Source organism: Streptomyces sp. NPDC047028 (assembly GCF_040644095.1).
In the GTDB taxonomy this organism is placed as follows: domain Bacteria; phylum Actinomycetota; class Actinomycetes; order Streptomycetales; family Streptomycetaceae; genus Streptomyces.
The window spans coordinates 155,272-174,507 of sequence record NZ_JBEYVS010000003.1 but is presented as its reverse complement, the minus strand read 5'-3'; the positions used below and the strand labels follow the sequence as shown (position 1 = coordinate 174,507).

Here is a 19,236-nt window from a genome sequence, read left to right as displayed (position 1 = left end):
GCTCGCCGGTTCTCCACACGGTGGGGAATGGCGTGGCCACGGGGTCGCGCCGCCCACGCAGCGAAGGGGGAACACACATGACCGGAACCGTCACCCACGACCCGTCGTCCGCCACCGCCGGGCGGCCCGGACAGCCTCTCATCGTCACCGAGGACGCCAGCCTCCTCGACGACCTGCTGCGCCTGTGCGCCGCCGCCGGCGCCACCCCCGAGGTGCACCACGGCGTACCGGAACCGGGCGGTGGCTGGGAAGCCGCCCCGCTCGTCCTCGTCGGTGACGACGCCGCCCGCCGGGTCCGCGGCGCCGTGCGGCGCGGCGGGGTGGTGCTGGTCGGCCGGGACCAGGACGACTCCGAGGTGTGGAAGCGGGCCGTCGAGATCGGCGCCGACCACGTCCTGATGCTCCCCGACGGCGAGCAGTGGCTCGTCGACCGCATCGCCGACGTCGCCGAGGGCGTCGGACGCCCGGCCCTCACCGTCGGCGTCATCGGCGGCCGCGGCGGAGCCGGGGCCTCCACCCTGGCCTGCGCCCTCGCCGTCACCTCCGCCCGCGAGGGACTGCGCACCCTGCTGGTCGACGCCGACCCGCTCGGCGGCGGGCTCGACGTCCTCCTCGGCGGCGAGAGCGCCGAGGGACTGCGCTGGCCCGCTTTCGCTGCGTCTCGCGGCCGGGTCGGCGGCGGCGCCCTGGAGGAGTCGCTGCCCGAACTGCACGCCCTGCGGGTCCTCAGCTGGGACCGCGGCGACTGCGTGGCCGTCCCCGCCCCCGCCGTGCGCGCCGTGCTGGCCGCCGCCCGGCGCCGAGGCGGCACAGTCGTCGTCGACCTGCCGCGCCGCCTCGACGAAGGCGTCGCAGAGGCGCTCGCCCAACTCGACCTGGCGTTGCTCGTCGTCCCCGCCGAACTGCGCGCGGTGGCGGCCGCGGGACGGGTCGCGTCCGCCGTCGGCATGGTCGTACGGGACCTGCGCGTCGCGGTGCGCGGACCGTACGCGCCCGGGCTCGACGACCGCGAGGTGGCCCGCGTGCTCGGCCTCCCCCTGGCCGGCGAGGTACCCGTCGAACCGGCCCTTCTGCGCGCGCACGGCACGGCGAAACCACCCGGCGCGAGCGGACGCGGGCTCCTGGCCCGGTTCTGCTCGGACTTCTGGGAACGGACCCTCGCCGAGGCGGGAGGCCCCCGATGAGCCTCCCCGGACTCGACCGGGCGGACGGCGCCGCCCTGCTCGACGGGGTCCGGCGCAGACTGGCCGAGAGCGGCGCCGAACCCACCCCCGCGCGCGTGGCCCAGGCCCTGCGCGAACAGGGCCGGGTGCTCGGCGACGCCGAAGTCCTCGGCGCGGCCGAACACCTGCGCTCCGAACTCGTCGGCAGCGGCCCGCTGGAACCACTGCTCGCCGAACCGGCTGTCACCGACGTCCTGGTGTCGGCACCCGACCGGGTCTGGGTGGACCGGGGCCGCGGCCTGGAGCTGACCGCGGTGACCTTCCCCGACGCCGCGGCCGTACGACGCCTCGCGCAGCGCCTGGCCGCCGTCGCCGGACGCAGGCTGGACGACGCCCGGCCCTGGGCGGACGCCCGGCTGCCCGACGGCACCCGGCTGCACGCGGTGCTGCCCCCGGTGGCCGTCGGATGCACGTGCCTCTCCCTGCGGGTCGTACGGCCCCGGGCGTTCACGCTCGACGAACTCGTCGCGGCCGGCACGGTGCCACCCGGCGGGGACCGCGTCCTGCGGGCGCTCCTGGACGCCCGCCTCTCCTTTCTGGTCAGCGGAGGTACGGGGACGGGGAACCCCAATATGTCGCTAGGACACCTCTATATGGATCATGAACAAGCTGGACGTGTGTCATGCACGCCCAGCCTTCTGACCTGCGGTTATGGAGCCGATTTCCACAGCCTGTGGACCAGCCTTCGAATCCAAGGTGAGCATGAAAAACGGCCCCGGCCAGTGGTTGAGGTCGCCGTCCGGGGCCGCATCGAGGAGACGATCAGGCGCACGCGCTCACGACGAGCGTGCCGATGTGCCCCGCCTTCGGGGCCTCCACCACCCGCGCATCGGCGGTGGTGAACCCCGCACGGAGCAGATGGCGTTCCCACACGGCGGGCTTGTAGCTGTACCGGTAGGTGAACATCGCCTTCCCGGCGAACCCGCCCTTGTACATGCCCTGCGGGCCGTAGGCGCCCGGGATGGCCGGCGGCTGCGAGAACACGAACACTCCGCCCGGCGTCAGGTGCTTGCGGACGAGGGGGAACAGCCGGGACGGGTCGGTGAACCAGGCCGCGCCGAAGATGGAGTACACCGCGTCATACCGGCTGGTGTCGGTGGCGAGCCAGTCGAGGACTTCCGCCTGCTCGATCCGGGCCCCGAGTGGCGCCCACCGCTCACCCGCGAGCTGCACCATGCGCGGCGACAGGTCCACGCCCGTCGCTTTCACGCCTTGCTGTGCGAGGTAGGCCAGTGCGCGGCCGGTGCCGCAGCCGATCTCCAGTACGGACTCCGGTGAGTTCAGCAGTTCGGGGCCGGGCCCGTGGCCGGCGTACTGCGTCCAGTGGAACGAGGGCTCGGCTTCGGCGTCGAACGCGCTCTGCGCGAAGGCGTCCCACAGTTCGGTCTCGGCGGGGATGTCGTGCGGTACGGGCACAGCGGTTCTCCTGGTCGTCGGGAGGCCCCCGCCCTCGAAGGTGCTGTGAGGGCAGGGGCCGACTGTAGCGGGGTCAGTGGCTGTCGGGGACCTTGTCGTCGCACGGCGAGCAGTCCGCGCCGTCGATGGCCCACAGCTCGTCGTCGATCGGCCAGCCTTGGGACCGGAGGAACTCGCCGGTGCGGAGGCACAGGCCGTCGCGGCGGCGCTGGATGAAGGGGGCGTGATGCTTGAACCGGCCGCCGTTGTAGAGGCGGCAGATGCCCCACCAGACGGGTGTGTCGAGGATGAGCTGGTGGACGCCGATGTCGACGAGCTTGCCGACGCCGAGGTGTACGTCAGGGTTCTCGATGGAGCCCATGACGTACATGACGGCGTTGCCGAGGATCCGCTCCGCCATGTCCCGCACCATGGTGTGGTCACGCAGCAGCAGCGCGATTTCGCGCTCCCACAGGCTCATGCCGGAGTCGAAGACGTTGACGGTCAGCTCGGTGATGTGCGGTGCGACCGCGTTCAGCAGCTCCTGCGGGTCGCGGGTGCTGGTCACGGCGGCGTGGTCTAAGGCGACGGTCACAGGTTCCTCCTGTTGTGGACGGTTGCCCCCTGGGTTGAGGGCCTGGCCCCGCCCGCCTCGCTGGTGGGCTGGTGAGAAGGGCGGGAGATCGTGGGCGCGCAGGCCGGGCAGGCGTACACCTCGGTGTCGAGGACGTGGGCGCCGAGCCTGCCTCGCGCGATTCCGGCGCTGGTGCCGCCGGTGTGGAGTAGGGATGCGCCGCACCAGGCGCACGCCCAGCCGGAGTACACCGCGCGCGGCAGGTGCAGCGCGGACGGCAGCTGGCGGCCGCTCATCTCTACTCGCCCTTCCGGACGGAGGCCCACATGCGGACCTCGCCGGTGCCGTCGCTGCTCCCCCATGCCTCGGCGCGACGCAGCACTTCGAGCAGTGCCTGGAACACCTCGCCGCGGGCAGGCGCCGGAACGGACACCCGGATGTGTGTGCCACGGTCGCTGACGGTCGACTTGGCGCCGGTCGCCTGCTCCATGGCGGAGCGAAGGGCGTGCAGCGGTAAGCGGGCAGCAGGCATGACGGAACCCCCGGACTCTTCGAGTAGAGCCGAACTCATCTCGAAGAGTAGACCGAAGGGCCGTAGTCTGTCAGGTGCGTCACACCCGAATCCACCCTTGGAGGTCCCCCGTGGCGGACCCGGCGCCGTACCTCGTCATCGCCGAGCAGCTGCGTGGCCGGATCGTCGGTGGCGAACTGCAGCCCGGTGACCGGCTGCCGTCCGTGGCCGAGCTGGGCCGCGAGTACGGCGTGTCGCCGTCGGTCGGTGCCCGCGCCTACTCGGTCCTCGTCCAGGACGGGCTGGTCGTGTCCCGGCACGGTGCCGGCCACTACGTGCGCGGCACCGAGACCCCGGAGGTCCTCGTCCGGCAGCACCGTCGGCGCAGCGAGGACAGCCCGTTCGCGCAGGGCGCGGCCGAGCAGGGCGCGGCCGGCACCTGGCGGCATGAGTCCACCACGGCCTCGGCCGACGCCAGCACAGCCGGGCGGCTGAACGTCGTCGAGGGCGACCCGGTGATGCGAACCGAGTACGTGTACCTCCTCGACGAGGTGCCGGTGCAGTTGGCGACGTCGTGGGAACCGATCGCAATCACGGGCCAGTCGATGATCGTGCTGCCGGAGGCGGGCCCGTATGCCGGCGTCGGGGTTGCCGCGCGCATGCGGGTGATCGGTGTGGACGTGGGAGACCCGGTCGAGAAGGTGAGGGCTCGCGCTGCGACTCGCACCGAGGCACAAGCCTTGGGCATCAACCCGGCCGCGCCTGTCCTGTTCATCGAGCGAACCTACTACGACCAGACCACCGGCCGCCCGGTGGAGACAGCGGACATTGTGATGCGCGGTGACCGGTGGGTGGCGGTGTACGGGCAGCAGCCCCTCGGGGCCTGATCCGGAACGCACGAAAGCGGCCCCGCCCTCCCGAAGGAGAGCGGGGCCGCAGCGTGTTCAGTGGGCGAAGAGAGCGAGGGCACCGGTGATTGCGCCGGCGGCTCCGGCGAGGACACCGATTGTGGGCATGGGCCAGCGGGCGCGTTCGAGGGTGCGGAGCCGGGACTCGTGGTCGGCGACGTCGGTGCGGATGTCCTTGGTCTCGTTGAGGATTCCGTCGATCTTCGTCTCGATCCTGCCGACCGCCTGCGCCAGTCCCCTCACCTCCTGGTACATCTGCGCCGGGCTGATGTAAACGCCCGGGTCGGGGGTCGTCATGCGCCCTCCGTCGGCGTCCGGTTGGGCACCCGCCAGGTGATGCCGTAGGCGCCCAGGATGGCGAGCACGATGGTGACGGCCTCGGCCGGGGTCACCTTGCCGTCCTGCACCGCCGTGACGGCCGCCGCAGCACCCGCCGCCACTCCGCTGGCGACGGCCTTCCACACAGCGCTGATCTTCATGGGTTAGTCCTTCAGTCGGGTGGCCAGCAGGTCGGCGACGTTGACGGCGAGGGCGTCCAGGTCGACGCCGCCGACGGAGAGGGAGTCGACCTTCGTCTTGATGCCGGCCACTACCTCGGCGAGCGCGTCGACCTTCGCTTCGGTCTTCCGGCCCGTGAGTACTGCGGTGCTGAGGGCGTAGCTCGCCTCCCAGAACTTGTTCTTGTCGAAGTCGCTGTTGTTGTACGGCGGGGCGGCGGCCGGGATGACGTCCGCCTTCCACACGTCGCTGGCTGTCGGCATGTCGTCCTCTTCGGGGGTAGTACTGGCCGCCCATTCGGCGAGTGCGGCGCGGGTGGGGAATGCGGCGACGTCGTGGTCGATGCCGCCTGCGGTGGAGTACTGGTGGAACGTCCACTTGGCCTTGATGCCGGGCTGGCCGGCTGCGGCGCCGGCGGTGGCGATCCACAGGAAGTCCCCACAGTTGCCGGTGGTGTCGACGTGGAGCCAGTAGTCGGTGTTCGCGTACATGCCGACCCGGTGGCCGGGCATGACGCTCTTCACGTACTTCAGCCACGCGTCGCGGTAGGCGACCTGCCGGGACTTGGGGACGCCCTTGTTGTAGGCGTCGTAGCCTTCCCAGTCGAGGACGATGATGTCGCCCGGCTTCCAGTTCACCTGCTGGAGGAAGTAGGCGGCCTCCGCGCGCGGGTCGTTGGCCATGTGCGGGTAGTGGTAGGCACCCCACACCAGCCCGGCAGCCTTGGCCCGGTCCCGCTGCTGCGCCCAGCGCGGATTGGTGTACGTCAGTCCCTCCGTGACCTTCGTGAACACGAAGTCCAGACCGGACGTCGAATACGTCGCCGACTGGTAGGCGGAGACGTCGATGCCGTGGATCATCAGGCCTCCAGGCATGAGAAAGGCCCCAGGCCGGACGGCGAGGGGCGAACGGGGGTGGGGCCGGATCAGGAGGCGGCGCGGTACTGGAACAGACCGTGCAGGGCATTCCCGGACGCCCACGTCCACGGGGATACGGCGTCGATGATCCCGGCGTTGGTGACGGCCGTGGAGTCGACGCGACCGGAGTCGATGCTGAGCCGGATGGAGTCGGATCCGTTGTACTGGACCCGGCCGATCAGTTGTGCGCTGTCGGACTGGCGCATCGTGATGAAACCGAGGGTGTCCCCGGACGATGCCGCGCACGCCACTGGCAAACCGAACGCGTAGTTGTCCGATCCGCCTCCGCCGCCGAAGCTCGTCGTCGACCCGAACGCGATGTCGAACGAACAGACCACCAGATTGCCGGTCTGGCAGTAGTCGCAGGCGATCGTCGCGTTCCCATACGACGGCGAGTGCGCGCCCGTCGTTGTGGTCCAGGCAGGCGTCCACGTCTGCCAGGTCGCCGAGATCGACGCGAGCCGTCCAGCGGTGATCCGCATGCCGGCCTGCCACGGTTCGTAGGTCACAGGCTGCTCCTTACAGTGCGGCGATCGCCGGGTCGGTGAGGCGGACGTCGGTGCCGTCGGTCTGCGCCTTGACCACGCCGTTCAGGCTGCGGACGACGGTGAATGTCTGCGGCGTCGTGGTGCCGGAGATGCCGGTCACCCGCATGCGTTCCCCGCCGACCGTGATGTCGAAGGGGAACTCCGCCGGGTACGTCGTCGAGTCCACCCACACCGGGCCCGCCGTGGTGGCAACGGACAGGCTGGTTGCCGTGGCTGTGGCGTCGGCGGCGAGTTCGCTGCCGTCGGTGTCTGCCCGCATGGGTGACCGGTTGAAGGTGAGGTCGTCGATCCATACGGCGTCCTCCCCGTCGCCGCCCGAGTTGTCCTTGGCGTACTGGAAGGTGACCGCGGCCGCGCCGGTCACGTCGATGGTGGTCGACGTCCAGGCGGTCTCGCCCTGCGCGCGCAGCACTTGGGTGTCGTCGACGAGGACGAGGAGCCGGTCGCCTTCGAAACCGGCCCCAGCCGCTTCGGACGAGGTGCGGTACCAGAACGTCAGCTCGGTCGCCCCGGTGGGCACCGTCAGGACCCAGTCACTGGTCTGGTTGTTGGTGATCGCGCCCGACTGCAGCGACCAGGACCCCGTGTTGAAGTGAGTCTGCGTGCGACCCCAGGGCAGGTCCCCGCCATCGGATGCGGTGACGGTGAGGGTGCTGTCCTCGAAGTCCTCGCTGATGGCGACCTCGGCGACCGTCCACGGCGAGGCTGGGGTGCAGTTCAGTTGCACGTCCCAGTCGTTGGGGTGCCCGATCACCTCGCCGTAGCCCTGCACGATCAGGTCGATCGGTCCGGGAGGCAGCCAGGCCGGCGGGTTCGCGATCTGAATGCGGTCCCCGGAGTCCAGGTCGGTGACCTGGTCGATCAGCGACGGGCCGGCGGCCAGGTTGATGTTGACGACCGGGTAGCGGGCCTCGTCCACGGTACCCAGGTGCAGACGCCATGCCGCCTGCGGCTCGGTCTGGTCGTCGTCGTACAGGTTGAGGGTGACCTGCTCGTCGTAGACGCCGACCCCGTCCGGCGGGGCCTGCGTGGACAGGGCGCCGCTGTCGAGGGTGACCCGCGCGGAGCTGCCACCGTCGCGGGTGACAGTGACGTCGTTGCGGACCTTCTGGTCGTCGTCGACGGGCTCCAGCGGCGGCGCCACGTGCCCGCGGGTCGTGTAGTCCAGCAGCAGGGCCGGCACCTGGCTGTACAGGGTGGCGCGGTCCCGGTAGACGAGGCCGAGGACGTCACGGCGCTCGTACAGGATGCCGCCGTCGACGTCCGCGGCCTCCTCGATGAGGTCGAGGTAGGTTTCCGGGCGCTGCGCGCCGACCAGTTCGTCTTCGCTGACGTCGGCGTAGACGGTGACGGGCTTGTGCTCCTCGCTGCCCAGCCGGATCATGCGCTCGGCGGCGGTCTCCCCGGCAAAACCGATGTCGCCGAGGTTGTAGGCGACGGTGTTGGCTTCGGTAAAAACTCCGATGTGCCCGATCGACGCCCCGGCGAGTTCGCTGGAGTACCCGGGCGGCCCCATCACCTTGGAGATCCGTCCCAGCGTCCCGGTGTAGCTGCCGCTGAACTGGCTGGCGGACTCGCCGACAGCCGTCCAGTTCTCCACCCAGTCCACGCTGCTGCCGTTCTGGGTGGCGTAGATCTTCCACCGGTACCACTTGCCGTACAGGGCGGAGAACGCGCCCAGTGAGGTGACGACGGCGGTTCCGTCAGCGTCGTACCCGTGGAGGTTCGCACCGCTGGACGTGACCTCGATCGTCCACGTCTTGACGGTGCCCGTGCCGACCCACTGCAGCAGGGTCTGCGTGGTCGACGGGGCCGTGTCCATGCGGAACAGGAACTCGGTGTGCCACTCGGTCGGGGATCCGGCCGGCATGGGCACGGTCCCGGACAGGGTGGCGCCTTCCCGGATGACGGGCAGCGGCTTCGAACCGGCGAGGGTGTCGTTGGACGCCATGTCGAAGCCGGACAGGGTCAGCGGCGCCACGCCGTCGATGGGGCTGTAGCACTGGACGGCATTGGCGCCTTCCTCCATCGGCCAGTACGCCACCGGGTTGAACGAGGGCACGCGGCGGGTCAGGGCGGAGTCGAGGGATTTGGCGCCCTGGCCGTAGCGGCGCAGGATGCCGGCGGCCTCCACGGGGACGCGGACGTCCTTGCCGGAGACGTCCCAGCGCGCGGGCCAGGACGAGACCTCGCCGACGAACCGGGTGCGCCGGTTGGAGACGACCGCGTCACCGTTCACCGTCCAGTCCAGGCCGGCGGAGTCGGTGAAACTCTCCGTTCCGGCGGCCTGCGCGGTGAAGTCGGGGGCGGCGACGACGGTGCCGTCGATGCCGTTGCGGACCTCGGCCTTGTACACCCGGCCGGTGACCGGTAGCCGCTGCGGGTCGACCAGGTCGAGTTGCTCGGGCGCGATGGTCAGCGGTGCGGTGGAGGCGAAGATGGTGAGTGTGCCGCTGCTGACGATGTCGGAGGCGATCTGCTCCCAGGGGCCGTCCAGGGTAGGCGCCCAGTACATGCGGGCCGTGGCGCCGCTGGCGCCGTTGTCGACGTCCACGGTGGCGCGCAACGCTGCGTGGGGTGGCAGGGCGGGCAGGGTCGCAAACCAGCTGTGACCGGATGTGCCGTCCTGGGTGGTGTGCAGGTAGAGGTCACCGTTCTGCAGGCGCAGATGGTAGGACCGCTGCCCGGCGTCCCCCCACTTGCCGATGAGGATCTGCGCGCCGGCCGCGTTCCAGTCGGCCTCGCCCTCCCAACGGATGTCGAGGTCGCCGGTGATGTCCAGGGCGGCGGCGTCGGGGGTGGAGGCGGTGTTGGCCGGGTTCCCGTCGACCTCCAGGTAGGTGGTGGGGCCCGGCACGGACACCCGGAGCGGGGTGTTGCGGCCGATCAGCCCGTACAGGTCGCTGAGCGGGTTGCGGGGCGAGTACCGGCCCGAGATCCCGGCGACGATGTTGGAGTCGCCGTTGTTGAAGGTGAGCGTGCACTTCCCGGGGTCGGTGCGGGCCGCCTCGTCCGCCCGCCCCCGGGAGATGCTGATCTTCTCGCTGACGTAGACGTCGTCGGTGACGTCGGTCCACACCCCGCTGAGGGACAGCTCGACACGCACGTCCAGCGGCGTCTGAGGGAACGTCACGACGGCTCCTTACTGTCCGAAGGCGGTCTGTACGTTGCCGCGCCCCTTGACCCGGGTGATCTTCCGCATGAGCTTGTGCAGGTCGTCCTCGGCTCCGGCGGTCTCGTACCGGATGACCAGGACGTTCGCTCCGGGTGCGTTGAGAGGCGCGGCCAGCGCGGCGCGGGCTCCGGGGGCGGCCATTGCCTGACGTCCGCCGGCCGCCGTGGCGCCGAGGGCGTCCGTCATCGCGGTCTGCGCCTCGCCGGAGCTGTCCTGGATGCCCTGCGCGAGGCCCTTCATGAGGGAGTGCCCGGAGTACAGGGTCCAGCCGCGCCCGGAGAACGGGCCCACCTTCGCCGGGCTGAACGGCAGGTAGTTACGGGCCTTGGACAGCACGCCGCTCACCGCGTTCGCCGGGGCGGACGCCATCGACTTGATGCCGTTGACGAAGCCGGCGATCAGCGACCGGCCCGAGTTGTAGAGGTAGTTTCCGAGACTGCCCAGGGCCGCGCGGGCCCTGCCGGGCAGGCCGCGCACCCAGTTGACGGCAGACGTGCCGCGGGAGACGGCGGCCGACTTGAACCGGTTGAACGCCGACGACGCGGTCGCATAGAGCCGGCCTCCCAGGGAGGCGAGGGCGGCGATCGTCTGGCCGGGCAGGCCCTTGAGCCAGTTGACCATGCCGGTCGCGATGCGCACCGTGTTCGACTTGATGCTGTTCCAGTGCTTGATGATCAGCCCTGGCAGGGTCCAGTTCAGGAAGAACTGGACGATCTTGCCGGGGATGGCCTTCACGAAGTTGACCACGGCGTTCCACGCGGTGGTCGTGCCGTGCTTGATGCTGTTCCAGTGGCCCATGATCAGGCCGACCAGGGTGAAGTTCATGAACAGCTTCACCAGCAGGTCCCAGCCCTGCTTGACCATGCCGACCACCCACGTCCAGGCCACCGAAACCGCCTGGGTCATCGCCTTCCAGGCGTCCTGGAACCAGTGCGTCTTGGTGGCGATCAGCACGATCGCGGCGATCAGCGCGATGATGCCGATCACGATCCACGTCATGGGGTTGGCCAGCAGCGCCGCTGTGGACGCCCAGATTTCGGCGTTCCAGATGGTCTGTGCGGCCGAGGCGATCGCCGTGTAGGCGGCGTACACCTTCTGCGCGGCCGACACGGCGAGGACGGCGACGGCGACCCCGGCGAGGATCCCGGCGAGCGGCCCGAAGATCGCCTTGTTCTTCATCGCGAACTGGATGAACTTGCCCGCGACCTGGGTGGTCGCCACGGTCGCGGACCGCTGGAACGACTCCAGGGCGGCCTTCGGGTTGTTGCCCAGGGTGTCGGTCATCTTGTCGGTGGCGCCCTTGACCTTGCCGAGGGCCTGCACGGCGTGCGCCGGGTCCAACGACATCAGCGCCTTCTGCATGTCCTCGGACTGGGTTCCGAAGATGGACGCGGCGATGGAGGCCTTCTTGGAGCTGTCCGGGTACTTCCGCAGCGCGTCCAGGGTCTTCTGCAGCGCGGCGGTGGCCTTGGGGCCGCCCTTGGCGACGTCGGCGGCCATCTGCTTGGCGTTCAGGCCGAGCGCCTTGAACCCGGCCGGCGCCGTCGAGGTGATGTCACGGGCCCGGAGGTTGAACTCCTTCAGCGAGTCGGCGACCAGGTCGGCGTCCCGGGCCCCGCCCTTCAGGCCTTGGGAGAGCAGCCCGGTCGCCATCTGCCCGTTCAGGCCGAGCGCCTTGAACTGCACCCCGTACTCGTTGAGGGTGTCCAGGAAGTCGTCGGCCTTGTTGACGCCCTTCTGGAAGCCCTTGGTGACGATGTCCAGGGCCTCGTCGGCGTTCTTCGCCAGGCCGGTCTTCATCATCTGCCCGACCGCGGCGGTGACCCCTTCGAGGTCCTGGCCGAAGGTGTCGCGCAGCGCGATGACCTTCGTGGTCACCCCCTGCAGACCGCCCTCGGCCTTGGAGACGTCCCCGATGTTCTGGTAGACGCCGCGGATGGCGTCGTTGACGTCCTCGGTGGACTCCCCCCACGCGTTCTTGTAGACGTTCGCGCTCACCTTCGCCAGCTTGGCGGCCTCCGCCTGCCCGACGCCCAGCTGGGCGGCCAGCTTGTCGTTGGCGGCCTCCACGTCCATCGCGGACACGAACGAGGCCCCCACGCCCACGCCGAGCGCCGCACCGATCGCGGTGCCGGCCGAGGAGAACTTCTCCTGCAGCGAGCCGAGTTCCTCCGACGCCTGGTCGCGGGCCACCAGGTTGAACACCAGGGAGGTATCCGACGCCACGACAGATCACCCCCCATCCGTCTTCAGTTGTCCAGGTCCTGGCGGGCCTCGTCGATCTGCCGCTCGTAGTCGTCCAGCCAGGCCAGCAGCGCGTCCGTCTCCTCGACCGTGAGGAGCGCCCACTCCCAGGGCCGCACGTGCAGCAGGTTCGCCGCGTTGCCCAGCTGTCTCAGACGGCGATCGGCGGCAGGGCTTTTCCCTCGGACTCTTCGTCGATGGCGGTGGCGATCTCCCGGTTGAGGGCGTCGATCTGCTCGGGGTCGGCGTTGCCGGCCTCGATGATCTGGTCCCGCATCAGCTCGTACTCCTGCTTGGAGTACTCCAGGCGCAGCTCGTCCCAGGAGAAGTCCACGTCCTCGTACTTCAGCACCGGGTGCTCACGCTTGAGCAGCACCCACAGCAGCGCCCGCCGGCACACCGCATTGCCGTTCAGGACGCCCTTGGTGAAGTCGGCGAAGTCCATGCGCGAGCGCCGCTCCAGCGCCTCCCGCTCCGCCGACATCAGCTTCTGCGGCTTGTACGGGAAGCGCTGCGCCTCGCCCCCGTCGGGCTTGTACACCAGATACACGGAAGGGCTCCTCTGTTCAGTTGCGGACCCGGCTGGCGATGCGCTGGGCCATCTCTTCCATCGCGTCGTGGACGGCCTGCTTGTAGATGCCCTCACGGCCAGTGAAGGAGCGGTCGAACCACTTGAGCTTGCCGCGCTGGTGCGCCCACACCTCACGGTTGCCGTAGACGGGGTGGCGCCAGCCGCGCGGGTTGTTGGTGCGCTTGGGCGCGTTGGGGAAGCCGCGGACGTTCTTCGTCTTGAAGGCCTTCACCCGGGCACCCGTCCACCGGCCGCCGAGCTTCACCTCGGGCCGGATCTTCTTCGCGATCGCCGACCGCAGGGCCGGCGCCGGGTGGGAGTGCAGGGAGATCATTCCCATGACGCTGCCCTTGGCCTGCTCCGCCCCCGGCTTGAGGGCCTCGCGCAGGTTCGCGGCGAGTTCCTTGCGCAGTTCCTTGCCGTCGGCCTCCGCCTTCAGCGCACGGGCGAGCTGGTCCAGGCCCTCATGGGTGGCCCGGATCTCGAACGGCGGCCCGCCGGCCATCAGGCGGTCGCGCGGGCCACGGCGCCCGACGTGGGGTAGCTGACGCCGACGGTGGCCTCGTCACCGACGGACCCGCTCACGGGGTTCCAGCCGTTGATCAGGATGCTGCCGGTGTAGGACGGGTTGGAGGTACCCACCGCCGCGTTGTCGGGCCGCACCTCGAAGGTGACCACGGTGCCGAGCAGCGGCCACATGATCGAGTCGAGAGCGGAGGCGGCGAAGTCCTGCAGGAAGTCCAGGGCCAGCTCGCCGGACTTCAGGCCGCCGAGCAGTTCCTTCCAGCCCTCGGACCCGTAGGTCGTGACGTCCTTCTCCTCAACCTTCGTGGTCAGTTCGGCCTTCTTGGCGTAGTCGGACAGGTCGGTGCCGTTGATCGCCACGTACTCGGCGAGCAGAACCATCTTGGCCATGACAAAGCCCCCTTCCAGGGCGTGAGAGACGGCCCCGGCCGGGCCAGATCAGGGAGTAGCCGCGCGGGGGCGGTTACTGGACGCCGAGCGTCGCAGCGAACAGGAACGACGGCGACGTGCCGGTGATGGTCCAGGCGATCCGCCACCAGGCGTCAGTGATCGCGCTGGCGTCGGTGCGCAGGATCTGCCCGCCGCCGGCCGTGGCCGCGGTGAACGTCAGCCGTGTGGTGGGCGAGCCGAAGGTGTTGTCAGCGGAGGACTCCACCCGGGCCGTCAGGCTCGGCGTCGTACCCGAGGCGGACAGCACATGCAGCGCCGCGTACAGCCGCTTCCCGGTCGCCACCGCACCCAGGTTCAGGCCGGTGCCGTTGCCGTCGGCGGTCCGCGCCGTGCCGGGCGGGTGGGCGAACTGGCCGCGCACCAGCGGCCAGGCACTCTTCCCGCCGGACGTCCACGGGGCGACCTCACCCACCTGGTCGCCGAGCTTGTAGTCGCAGCGCAGCATCCGTGTCGCGTAGGCGAGATCACCGACTGAGGCGCCGACGGGGCCGATGGACCAGGCGCCCACCCCGCCCAGCTGCGTCCAGGCCGCATCGTCGACCTTGCCTGCGTCGCCGGCCTCCCACTGGCCCTCGCCCGCGACCTCGGCCGAGGCGAGGCCACCGAGCAGCTCCTTGTAGCCCTCGGAGCCGTAGTTGGTGGTCTCCTTCTCCTCGACCTTCGTGGTCACCTCGACCTTGTTCGAGACGGACGTCAGGTCTGCGCCGCCGGTGAGGAGGCGCACATTGGTCAGCACGATCTTGCTCATCAGTCCGCCTCCTTCTTGGTCTTGACGCGCCGCTGGGCGGCCACGGGCTCGGCGACCCCGGCGGCGACCAGGTGCCGGGCCTCACCGGTGGGAATGTCCTCGGCCTTGCCCTTGTCCGGCCACGGCTGCCCGTTGCGGCGGGCGCCCGGCGGCATCTGCACCAGCATGCGGATCCGCATCAGCTGCTCCCGTCTCCGATGACCTTCACGATCAGTTCGGCGCCCACGAACTGGGCACCCTCGTGCTCGTACCAGCGGTATCCCTGGACCCGCATCACGTGCAGGTCGTGGGCCAGGCCGCCGAGCGCGTACTCGCCGGGCGCACCCCGCGCCGTCTCAATCGCCGCCTTCAACGAGGCGGTCCCGGAGCCGGACAGCATGCCGTCCAGAATTCGCTGAGACGCCCGGTCATCCGAGCGGGACACCAGGACCCGGCAGGTGAACTCCAACTCGTCCAGCGAGCGGCGCATCGCCTTGTCGTAGTCCTGGGTGTACTCGGCGACGAAGAAGTGCGGGGCGACGATCGAGTCCGGCGTGTACCCGGAGCACGTCAGCTTGCCGATGCCGTCGGGCAACACGACCGCGGCGGCCGCGTCCGCGATGGCGTCACGGACAGCAGAGATCTGCACGACGCACCCCCTATCCGAAGCCGGCCAGGATGTACGGCTCGATCAGGTTCCACACGTCCGGGTCCCGGCGGGACAGCCGGACCACACCCCACTCAGCGGACCCCATGACGCCCTCGGGGGAGTCCTTCCGCTTGAACAGCCGCGAGGCCTGGATCAGGCAGGCCTGCGCCACGTCGTCCGGGACAGCCGGCCATCCGAACTTCGCCGTGACCCGGATCCGCGTGAAGGCGGTGCCCCAGATCGTCAGAGGCTGCAACAGACCAGTGACCGGGTATCCGTCGACGATCGCGTTGTCGGGGGTTGTCTCGTAGCGAGTGACGGCTGTGAACGTGCCGCCCCCGGTCGATGCCGACTCCACCGTCATGCCGGTGGTGTCGCCGATGTCGTCGACCAGGAGCACGTCCCCGTCTTCCTCGCGACAGATCCGCTGGTGCAGCCGGTACGTGCGCGCCGTCGGCGCATCGTCCAGCCAGAACCGGCGGCCCGTCGCCCGGTCGATCCCCCGGGACGCTGCGGTGAGCGCCTTGCTCAGCAGCGTGTCGCGGGTGGTGTCGTCCGTCTCGATGCCCATCTGGGCCTTCAGCTCGTCGAGGGTGGCGTACTCCGTGGCCATGTCAGGTGGTCTCTGTCTTCCTGGCCCGGCGCCCCTTGGGCGGGGTCGACCGGGTCGACGGCGCCCCGGATCCGGACCGGCCGTCCGCCGGCGGTGTGGCGCCGCGCAGCCGCAGCTGCTCGTCGACCTGGGCCACGCGGTCGACCAGGCCACGCTGGACCAGGCCCTCACGCTCACGCAGGAGCGCGGCGACCATCGTGTCTTCGCTCATCGGGTTGCTCCAGACTGTGAGAGAAAGCGCGGTGCGGGCCCGCCGGAGTCGGGGCGGGCCCGCACGGATGAGGGATCAGACGCCGGTGAACGTCGGCGTCACCAGGCCGGTGCCAGCGATCTTCCGGGCCTGCGTGTACCGGGCGTGGGTGTACGCGAAGTAGCCGTACACGACCATCAGCACACCGAGGTTGGCGAGCTTCGGCTGCTCCGCCCGGATGTACATCGGGGCGTTCGGGTCTTCCCACAGGTGGCACTCGTTGCGGTCGACGAGATAGATCTCGTCCTCGTCGGTGCCCGAACCGAGGTTCGTCGCGATGTTGTTGTCGACGATGACCGGCGTGCCGTTCGGAAGCGCGCCACGCACACCGCTGCCGTAGGTCGTGCCCAGGTTCGTGCCGGACATCTGCGCGGCGATACCCGGCTGGCTGATGAGCGGCCAGGTGCTGCTCATGGCGTTCTGCATCCAGTACCAGCGCCGCGAGTGCATCACCGCGATGTTCTCCCCGGACGCCATGTCCAGCAGCGCGGACTCGACACCCGCCAGCGCCTCCAGAACCTTCGGGTAGGCCTCGGCGACGGTCGGCGTGGTGTCGGTGTAGGCGACGGACGTGGCCACGGCGCTCAGGCCGTTGGTGGCCTGGTTGATGAGAGTGGAGTCCAGCGTCGTCGAGTACTGGCGGAACAGGTCGTCCAGCACAACCGGCTCCACGCCGGAGCCGCGCTCGATGGCCTGCCGGGACAGGGTCTGCTGCCCCGCGTTGGTCTGCACGTTGATCGTCATCAGCGTGTCGTCGATGTTCGTCTCGTCGACGGCGCTGTTCTCGGTCTGCAGGTCGGTGCTCGTCGACGTGGTGATCCTCGACAGGTTGACCGTCATGCCCTGCGCGGGCAGATCGTGTCCGCGGATGGCGTCCGCGAACGGGCGTCGGGCGGCCGCGGCCGGCGCGTACAGGTCCGTGAGGTACTGCGGCACCACCAGACCGGAGAACGCGCCCGTACCGGCCGCACGCACCAGCTGGTCGCCGCGCTCGGCACGCTCCTCGGCCATGTGCCGGGCGAGCCGGTCACGGGCCTCGTAGTCGCCGAGGAACGCCGCCGCGACGTCCCGCTCGAAGGCGGAGCCGCGCCGGTCCTGGTCGGGCCGGTAGGTGCGCTCCTCGGCGCCCACACGGGCAACCCGGTCGTAGGCCGGGGCGCGGGTGACGGCCGGGACGGTGCGGGCCTGCAGCGCAGCCAGCTCGTCCTCCCGGACCTGCTCCGCCTCCAGCTGCTCCAGGGCCTGCTGGCGGCGGGTCACCTCGGCGTCCGCAGCGTCACGGCGGGCGACCTGTGCGGCGACGGCCTCTTCGGTCAGGTTCTCGTCGGAACGCAGCGCGACCAGCGCGTCCTGCTCCTGCTGTCGGGTGGTGATCGCCGTGTCCAGCGCGGTGCGCGCCTGGGCGATCAGCTCGGCGAGAGTCATCTCGTCGGTCCTCTCTACGTGTGGATTCCAGGCGCCCCGTGTCCAGGTCAGACGGCCGCCCGAGGCATGGCGCCGGGCGGTCTCGTGCGCGTAGAGCGCAGGGCTTCAACTCCCGCCGGACGGCGGGAAGCTTGAGATGCTCAGCGGGCCAGCGCGATCTCCAGGAGCGCGCGGGCCCTGCTGCTCGGTGCGGCCGCGCTCTGGCGCATGCTCGCCCCGGTGTACGGGTTGGCGCCGTAGCCGACGATCGCGACGTCGCCGCGGTGAATGTCGTACCGGTTGATCCGGTACTCGGTGTAGTCCGGGGACCACTGCCCCGACTCGATCCGGAACGCGAACGACATCTCGTCGATCAGCCCCGACCGCAGCTTCGGCGCGATGTAGGCGACGTCGTAGTCGGACGGGTCCAAGGCCGGCGCGCGCACCGACAGGCCTGTGCCGTCCTCGGACAGGAACAGCGTGCCGGTCGTCGTGCGAGCCATGCGCCGCAGCTGATCGTGACCGAGTACGAGGGGCACGTCGAGGTCGGCGCGAGCCAGCGAGTCGGCACCCGCACCCTCGGTGACGATCTCCGTGTACGGGCCGAACATGTCGTACATCTCGTAGGCCTGCTCGTACACCGAGGCATGGCCCTGGAACTCCAGGGTGCTGCCGTCGGCGGCCTCGCGGACCTGCACGCCGGACAACGCCGCGCGCACCATGGCCCGGGACCCGGACGGCTCAGCGCTGCGCCGCTGCGAGGGCCGGTCGCCGCGCTGGCGGACATGCTGGGCGCGCTCCGCCGCAGCGGCGGCGAGCATAAGTGCGGTCATGACGTGGCTCCCGTCGGTGCGGTCGGAGGAGGAGGCGTTGGCACGGAACGCGAGCCGAACAGCCGGTCGAACTCGGCGAGCTGTTCCTCGGTGAACGGCGGCCGGTCTTCGAGCGCGCGGGCCTCGGACGGCGCGAGCGTGCGGGAGTTGATCTGCGAGGCGATCATGCTGGCCCGGGACTGGGGATCCATCCGCAGCAGCGCATCGGTGTTGAGCTTCACGTACCGCGGGTTCGACACCAGCTTCCGGCTGAACGCGTCCTCGCGGCGGCCCACGGCCGGCCCCAGGTTCATGATGAGGAACTGCAGGTTGCGCTGGCTGATGTTGGCGTAGGTGACGCTGCTGCCGGACACGGCCGCGTCGATCAGGTCGCTGGGCACTCCGAAGAACCGGGCGATGTCCCCCATGCCGAACTGGCGGGCCTCGATGAACTGCGCCTGCTGGGCGACGGCCTGGATCGGCTTGTACTCCCAGTCGGCGCCGTGCACGAACACGTCCCCGTTGGAGACAGCCGCCCGAAACGCTTCCTTGGCCCCGCGCGCTGCCTGCTTGTCGATCGTCTTGGCGGTGTTCTTCAGCGTGCCCGAGGGGATGATGCCGGCCCCGAACCAGTCCCGCGCGAACTGCTGCGCGTTCAGGGACTCCTCGATCGTCCACGCCGCATACGCCACCGGGGACAGGCCGAGCGGGAACCCGGCGACGGTGTACTGCTTCTCGTGCCAGACGTCCCACGGGTCGTACTCGACGCCGCAGATCTTGTACTTGCGGATCCGTGGACCGTTCGCCTGAACCGTGACGTCACCCAGTTCCACCAGGTCGATACGCCCGGGCAGGCCACGGCCGTCCGGGCCGATCACCCCCGTGCGTTCCGTGATCAGCCCGAAGCAGTTCCCGGCCCGGTCCAGGTCGAACTCGGTGGAGTACATCCACTCCTTGATGCCGACTTCACCGCCGCCCGGACTGACCAGGACAGGCGGCTTGGGCACCTCCACCTGCAGGCCCTGCACCTTGCGGTACACGTCGATCGGCATCATCGACACCAGGTCCGCACGCAGCCGCAGCGCCCCCCACACCGCGGAATGCCGCAGCGCGGTGTCGTTGGTGACATGCACGCTGTGTCCGCCGAGCCGATCCTCGCGGGCCAGGTTCAGCAGATCCTCGGCCGTGACGATGTTCGCGTCCCGCTTGAAGACGCGCCGCACCTTCGACCAGGTGCCCATA

At 70.1% G+C, this 19,236-nt stretch carries 23 protein-coding genes and 1 pseudogene; 3 read left to right on the top strand and 21 right to left on the bottom strand.

The features are described from left to right. Positions 1 to 77: 77 nt before the first annotated feature. A complete protein-coding gene (gene ssd / locus ABZ854_RS04335; protein ID WP_361203989.1) occupies positions 78 to 1,184 on the top strand; it encodes a septum site-determining protein Ssd in 1,107 nt (368 codons plus the stop codon). Next, positions 1,181 to 1,786 (top strand): annotated as a pseudogene (locus tag ABZ854_RS04330) (ATPase, T2SS/T4P/T4SS family); the annotation flags it as partial. The gene ssd and the pseudogene ABZ854_RS04330, both read left to right, overlap by 4 nt. A gap of 199 nt (positions 1,787 to 1,985) precedes the next feature. Here ABZ854_RS04330 and ABZ854_RS04325 read toward each other — a convergent pair. From ABZ854_RS04325 to ABZ854_RS04310, 4 genes are all read right to left on the bottom strand, one after another. Continuing rightward, the gene (locus ABZ854_RS04325) at positions 1,986 to 2,639 is read right to left on the bottom strand and encodes a class I SAM-dependent methyltransferase (RefSeq protein ID WP_361203986.1); all 654 of its coding nucleotides are present in this window, start codon (positions 2,637 to 2,639) and stop codon (positions 1,986 to 1,988) included. A gap of 73 nt (positions 2,640 to 2,712) precedes the next feature. Next, the gene (locus ABZ854_RS04320; RefSeq protein WP_361203983.1) at positions 2,713 to 3,213 is read right to left on the bottom strand and encodes a hypothetical protein; all 501 of its coding nucleotides are present in this window, start codon (positions 3,211 to 3,213) and stop codon (positions 2,713 to 2,715) included. Continuing rightward, positions 3,210 to 3,488, bottom strand: coding sequence for a hypothetical protein (locus tag ABZ854_RS04315; RefSeq protein WP_361203980.1), 279 nt, complete (start codon positions 3,486 to 3,488; stop codon positions 3,210 to 3,212). The genes ABZ854_RS04320 and ABZ854_RS04315 overlap by 4 nt, the downstream gene beginning before the upstream one ends. Before the next feature lie 2 nt (positions 3,489 to 3,490). After that, on the bottom strand, positions 3,491 to 3,724 hold the full coding sequence (locus ABZ854_RS04310) for a hypothetical protein (protein WP_361203977.1): 234 nt from the start codon (positions 3,722 to 3,724) through the stop codon (positions 3,491 to 3,493). 110 nt (positions 3,725 to 3,834) lie between these two features. Between ABZ854_RS04310 and ABZ854_RS04305 the strand changes: the two genes are divergently transcribed. Next, positions 3,835 to 4,590: a GntR family transcriptional regulator gene (locus tag ABZ854_RS04305; RefSeq protein WP_361203974.1), complete on the top strand. Its 756-nt coding sequence runs from the start codon at positions 3,835 to 3,837 to the stop codon at positions 4,588 to 4,590. Positions 4,591 to 4,647: 57 nt separating this feature from the next. On the opposite strand, the gene ABZ854_RS04300 is transcribed toward ABZ854_RS04305, so the two are convergent. From ABZ854_RS04300 to ABZ854_RS04220, 17 genes are all read right to left on the bottom strand, one after another. Continuing rightward, positions 4,648 to 4,908, bottom strand: coding sequence for a hypothetical protein (locus ABZ854_RS04300; RefSeq protein ID WP_361203971.1), 261 nt, complete (start codon positions 4,906 to 4,908; stop codon positions 4,648 to 4,650). Next, complete coding sequence (locus ABZ854_RS04295; protein ID WP_361203968.1) at positions 4,905 to 5,090, bottom strand: hypothetical protein; 186 nt, start codon at positions 5,088 to 5,090, stop codon at positions 4,905 to 4,907. The genes ABZ854_RS04300 and ABZ854_RS04295 overlap by 4 nt, the downstream gene beginning before the upstream one ends. Before the next feature lie 3 nt (positions 5,091 to 5,093). Then, positions 5,094 to 5,969 (bottom strand): glycoside hydrolase family 25 protein, encoded by an 876-nt coding sequence (locus tag ABZ854_RS04290; RefSeq protein ID WP_361203965.1) that lies wholly within the window; start codon positions 5,967 to 5,969, stop codon positions 5,094 to 5,096. Between the two features lie 65 nt (positions 5,970 to 6,034). Next, complete coding sequence (locus ABZ854_RS04285) at positions 6,035 to 6,535, bottom strand: hypothetical protein (RefSeq protein ID WP_361203962.1); 501 nt, start codon at positions 6,533 to 6,535, stop codon at positions 6,035 to 6,037. Positions 6,536 to 6,545: 10 nt separating this feature from the next. Further along, positions 6,546 to 9,707 (bottom strand): hypothetical protein, encoded by a 3,162-nt coding sequence (locus ABZ854_RS04280; protein ID WP_361203959.1) that lies wholly within the window; start codon positions 9,705 to 9,707, stop codon positions 6,546 to 6,548. Positions 9,708 to 9,716: 9 nt separating this feature from the next. Next, complete coding sequence (locus tag ABZ854_RS04275) at positions 9,717 to 11,975, bottom strand: phage tail tape measure protein (protein ID WP_361203956.1); 2,259 nt, start codon at positions 11,973 to 11,975, stop codon at positions 9,717 to 9,719. 169 nt (positions 11,976 to 12,144) lie between these two features. Further along, complete coding sequence (locus ABZ854_RS04270) at positions 12,145 to 12,543, bottom strand: hypothetical protein (protein ID WP_361203953.1); 399 nt, start codon at positions 12,541 to 12,543, stop codon at positions 12,145 to 12,147. A 16-nt stretch (positions 12,544 to 12,559) separates the two neighbouring features. Continuing rightward, on the bottom strand, positions 12,560 to 13,069 hold the full coding sequence (locus ABZ854_RS04265; RefSeq protein WP_361203950.1) for a hypothetical protein: 510 nt from the start codon (positions 13,067 to 13,069) through the stop codon (positions 12,560 to 12,562). Then, entirely contained in the window at positions 13,069 to 13,479 is a 411-nt protein-coding gene (locus tag ABZ854_RS04260; RefSeq protein ID WP_361203947.1) for a phage tail tube protein, read from the bottom strand. Before ABZ854_RS04260 ends, ABZ854_RS04265 begins: the two co-directional genes overlap by 1 nt. Before the next feature lie 73 nt (positions 13,480 to 13,552). After that, positions 13,553 to 14,287 carry a hypothetical protein gene (locus ABZ854_RS04255; protein WP_361203944.1) on the bottom strand — a complete coding sequence of 245 codons (735 nt, stop codon included), beginning with the start codon at positions 14,285 to 14,287 and terminating at the stop codon, positions 13,553 to 13,555. Beyond that, a complete protein-coding gene (locus ABZ854_RS04250) occupies positions 14,287 to 14,466 on the bottom strand; it encodes a hypothetical protein (protein ID WP_361203941.1) in 180 nt (59 codons plus the stop codon). Before ABZ854_RS04250 ends, ABZ854_RS04255 begins: the two co-directional genes overlap by 1 nt. Further along, entirely contained in the window at positions 14,466 to 14,915 is a 450-nt protein-coding gene (locus tag ABZ854_RS04245; protein ID WP_361203939.1) for a hypothetical protein, read from the bottom strand. The genes ABZ854_RS04250 and ABZ854_RS04245 overlap by 1 nt, the downstream gene beginning before the upstream one ends. A gap of 10 nt (positions 14,916 to 14,925) precedes the next feature. Continuing rightward, positions 14,926 to 15,528, bottom strand: a complete 603-nt coding sequence (locus ABZ854_RS04240; RefSeq protein WP_361203937.1) for a head-tail connector protein — start codon at positions 15,526 to 15,528, stop codon at positions 14,926 to 14,928. 1 nt (position 15,529) lies between these two features. Beyond that, positions 15,530 to 15,739: a hypothetical protein gene (locus tag ABZ854_RS04235; RefSeq protein WP_361203935.1), complete on the bottom strand. Its 210-nt coding sequence runs from the start codon at positions 15,737 to 15,739 to the stop codon at positions 15,530 to 15,532. 75 nt (positions 15,740 to 15,814) lie between these two features. Continuing rightward, complete coding sequence (locus ABZ854_RS04230; protein WP_361203932.1) at positions 15,815 to 17,203, bottom strand: hypothetical protein; 1,389 nt, start codon at positions 17,201 to 17,203, stop codon at positions 15,815 to 15,817. A gap of 140 nt (positions 17,204 to 17,343) precedes the next feature. Then, the gene (locus ABZ854_RS04225) at positions 17,344 to 18,015 is read right to left on the bottom strand and encodes an HK97 family phage prohead protease (protein WP_361203929.1); all 672 of its coding nucleotides are present in this window, start codon (positions 18,013 to 18,015) and stop codon (positions 17,344 to 17,346) included. Then, the gene (locus tag ABZ854_RS04220) at positions 18,012 to 19,235 is read right to left on the bottom strand and encodes a phage portal protein (protein ID WP_361203926.1); all 1,224 of its coding nucleotides are present in this window, start codon (positions 19,233 to 19,235) and stop codon (positions 18,012 to 18,014) included. The genes ABZ854_RS04225 and ABZ854_RS04220 overlap by 4 nt, the downstream gene beginning before the upstream one ends. Between the last annotated feature and the right edge of the window lies 1 nt (position 19,236).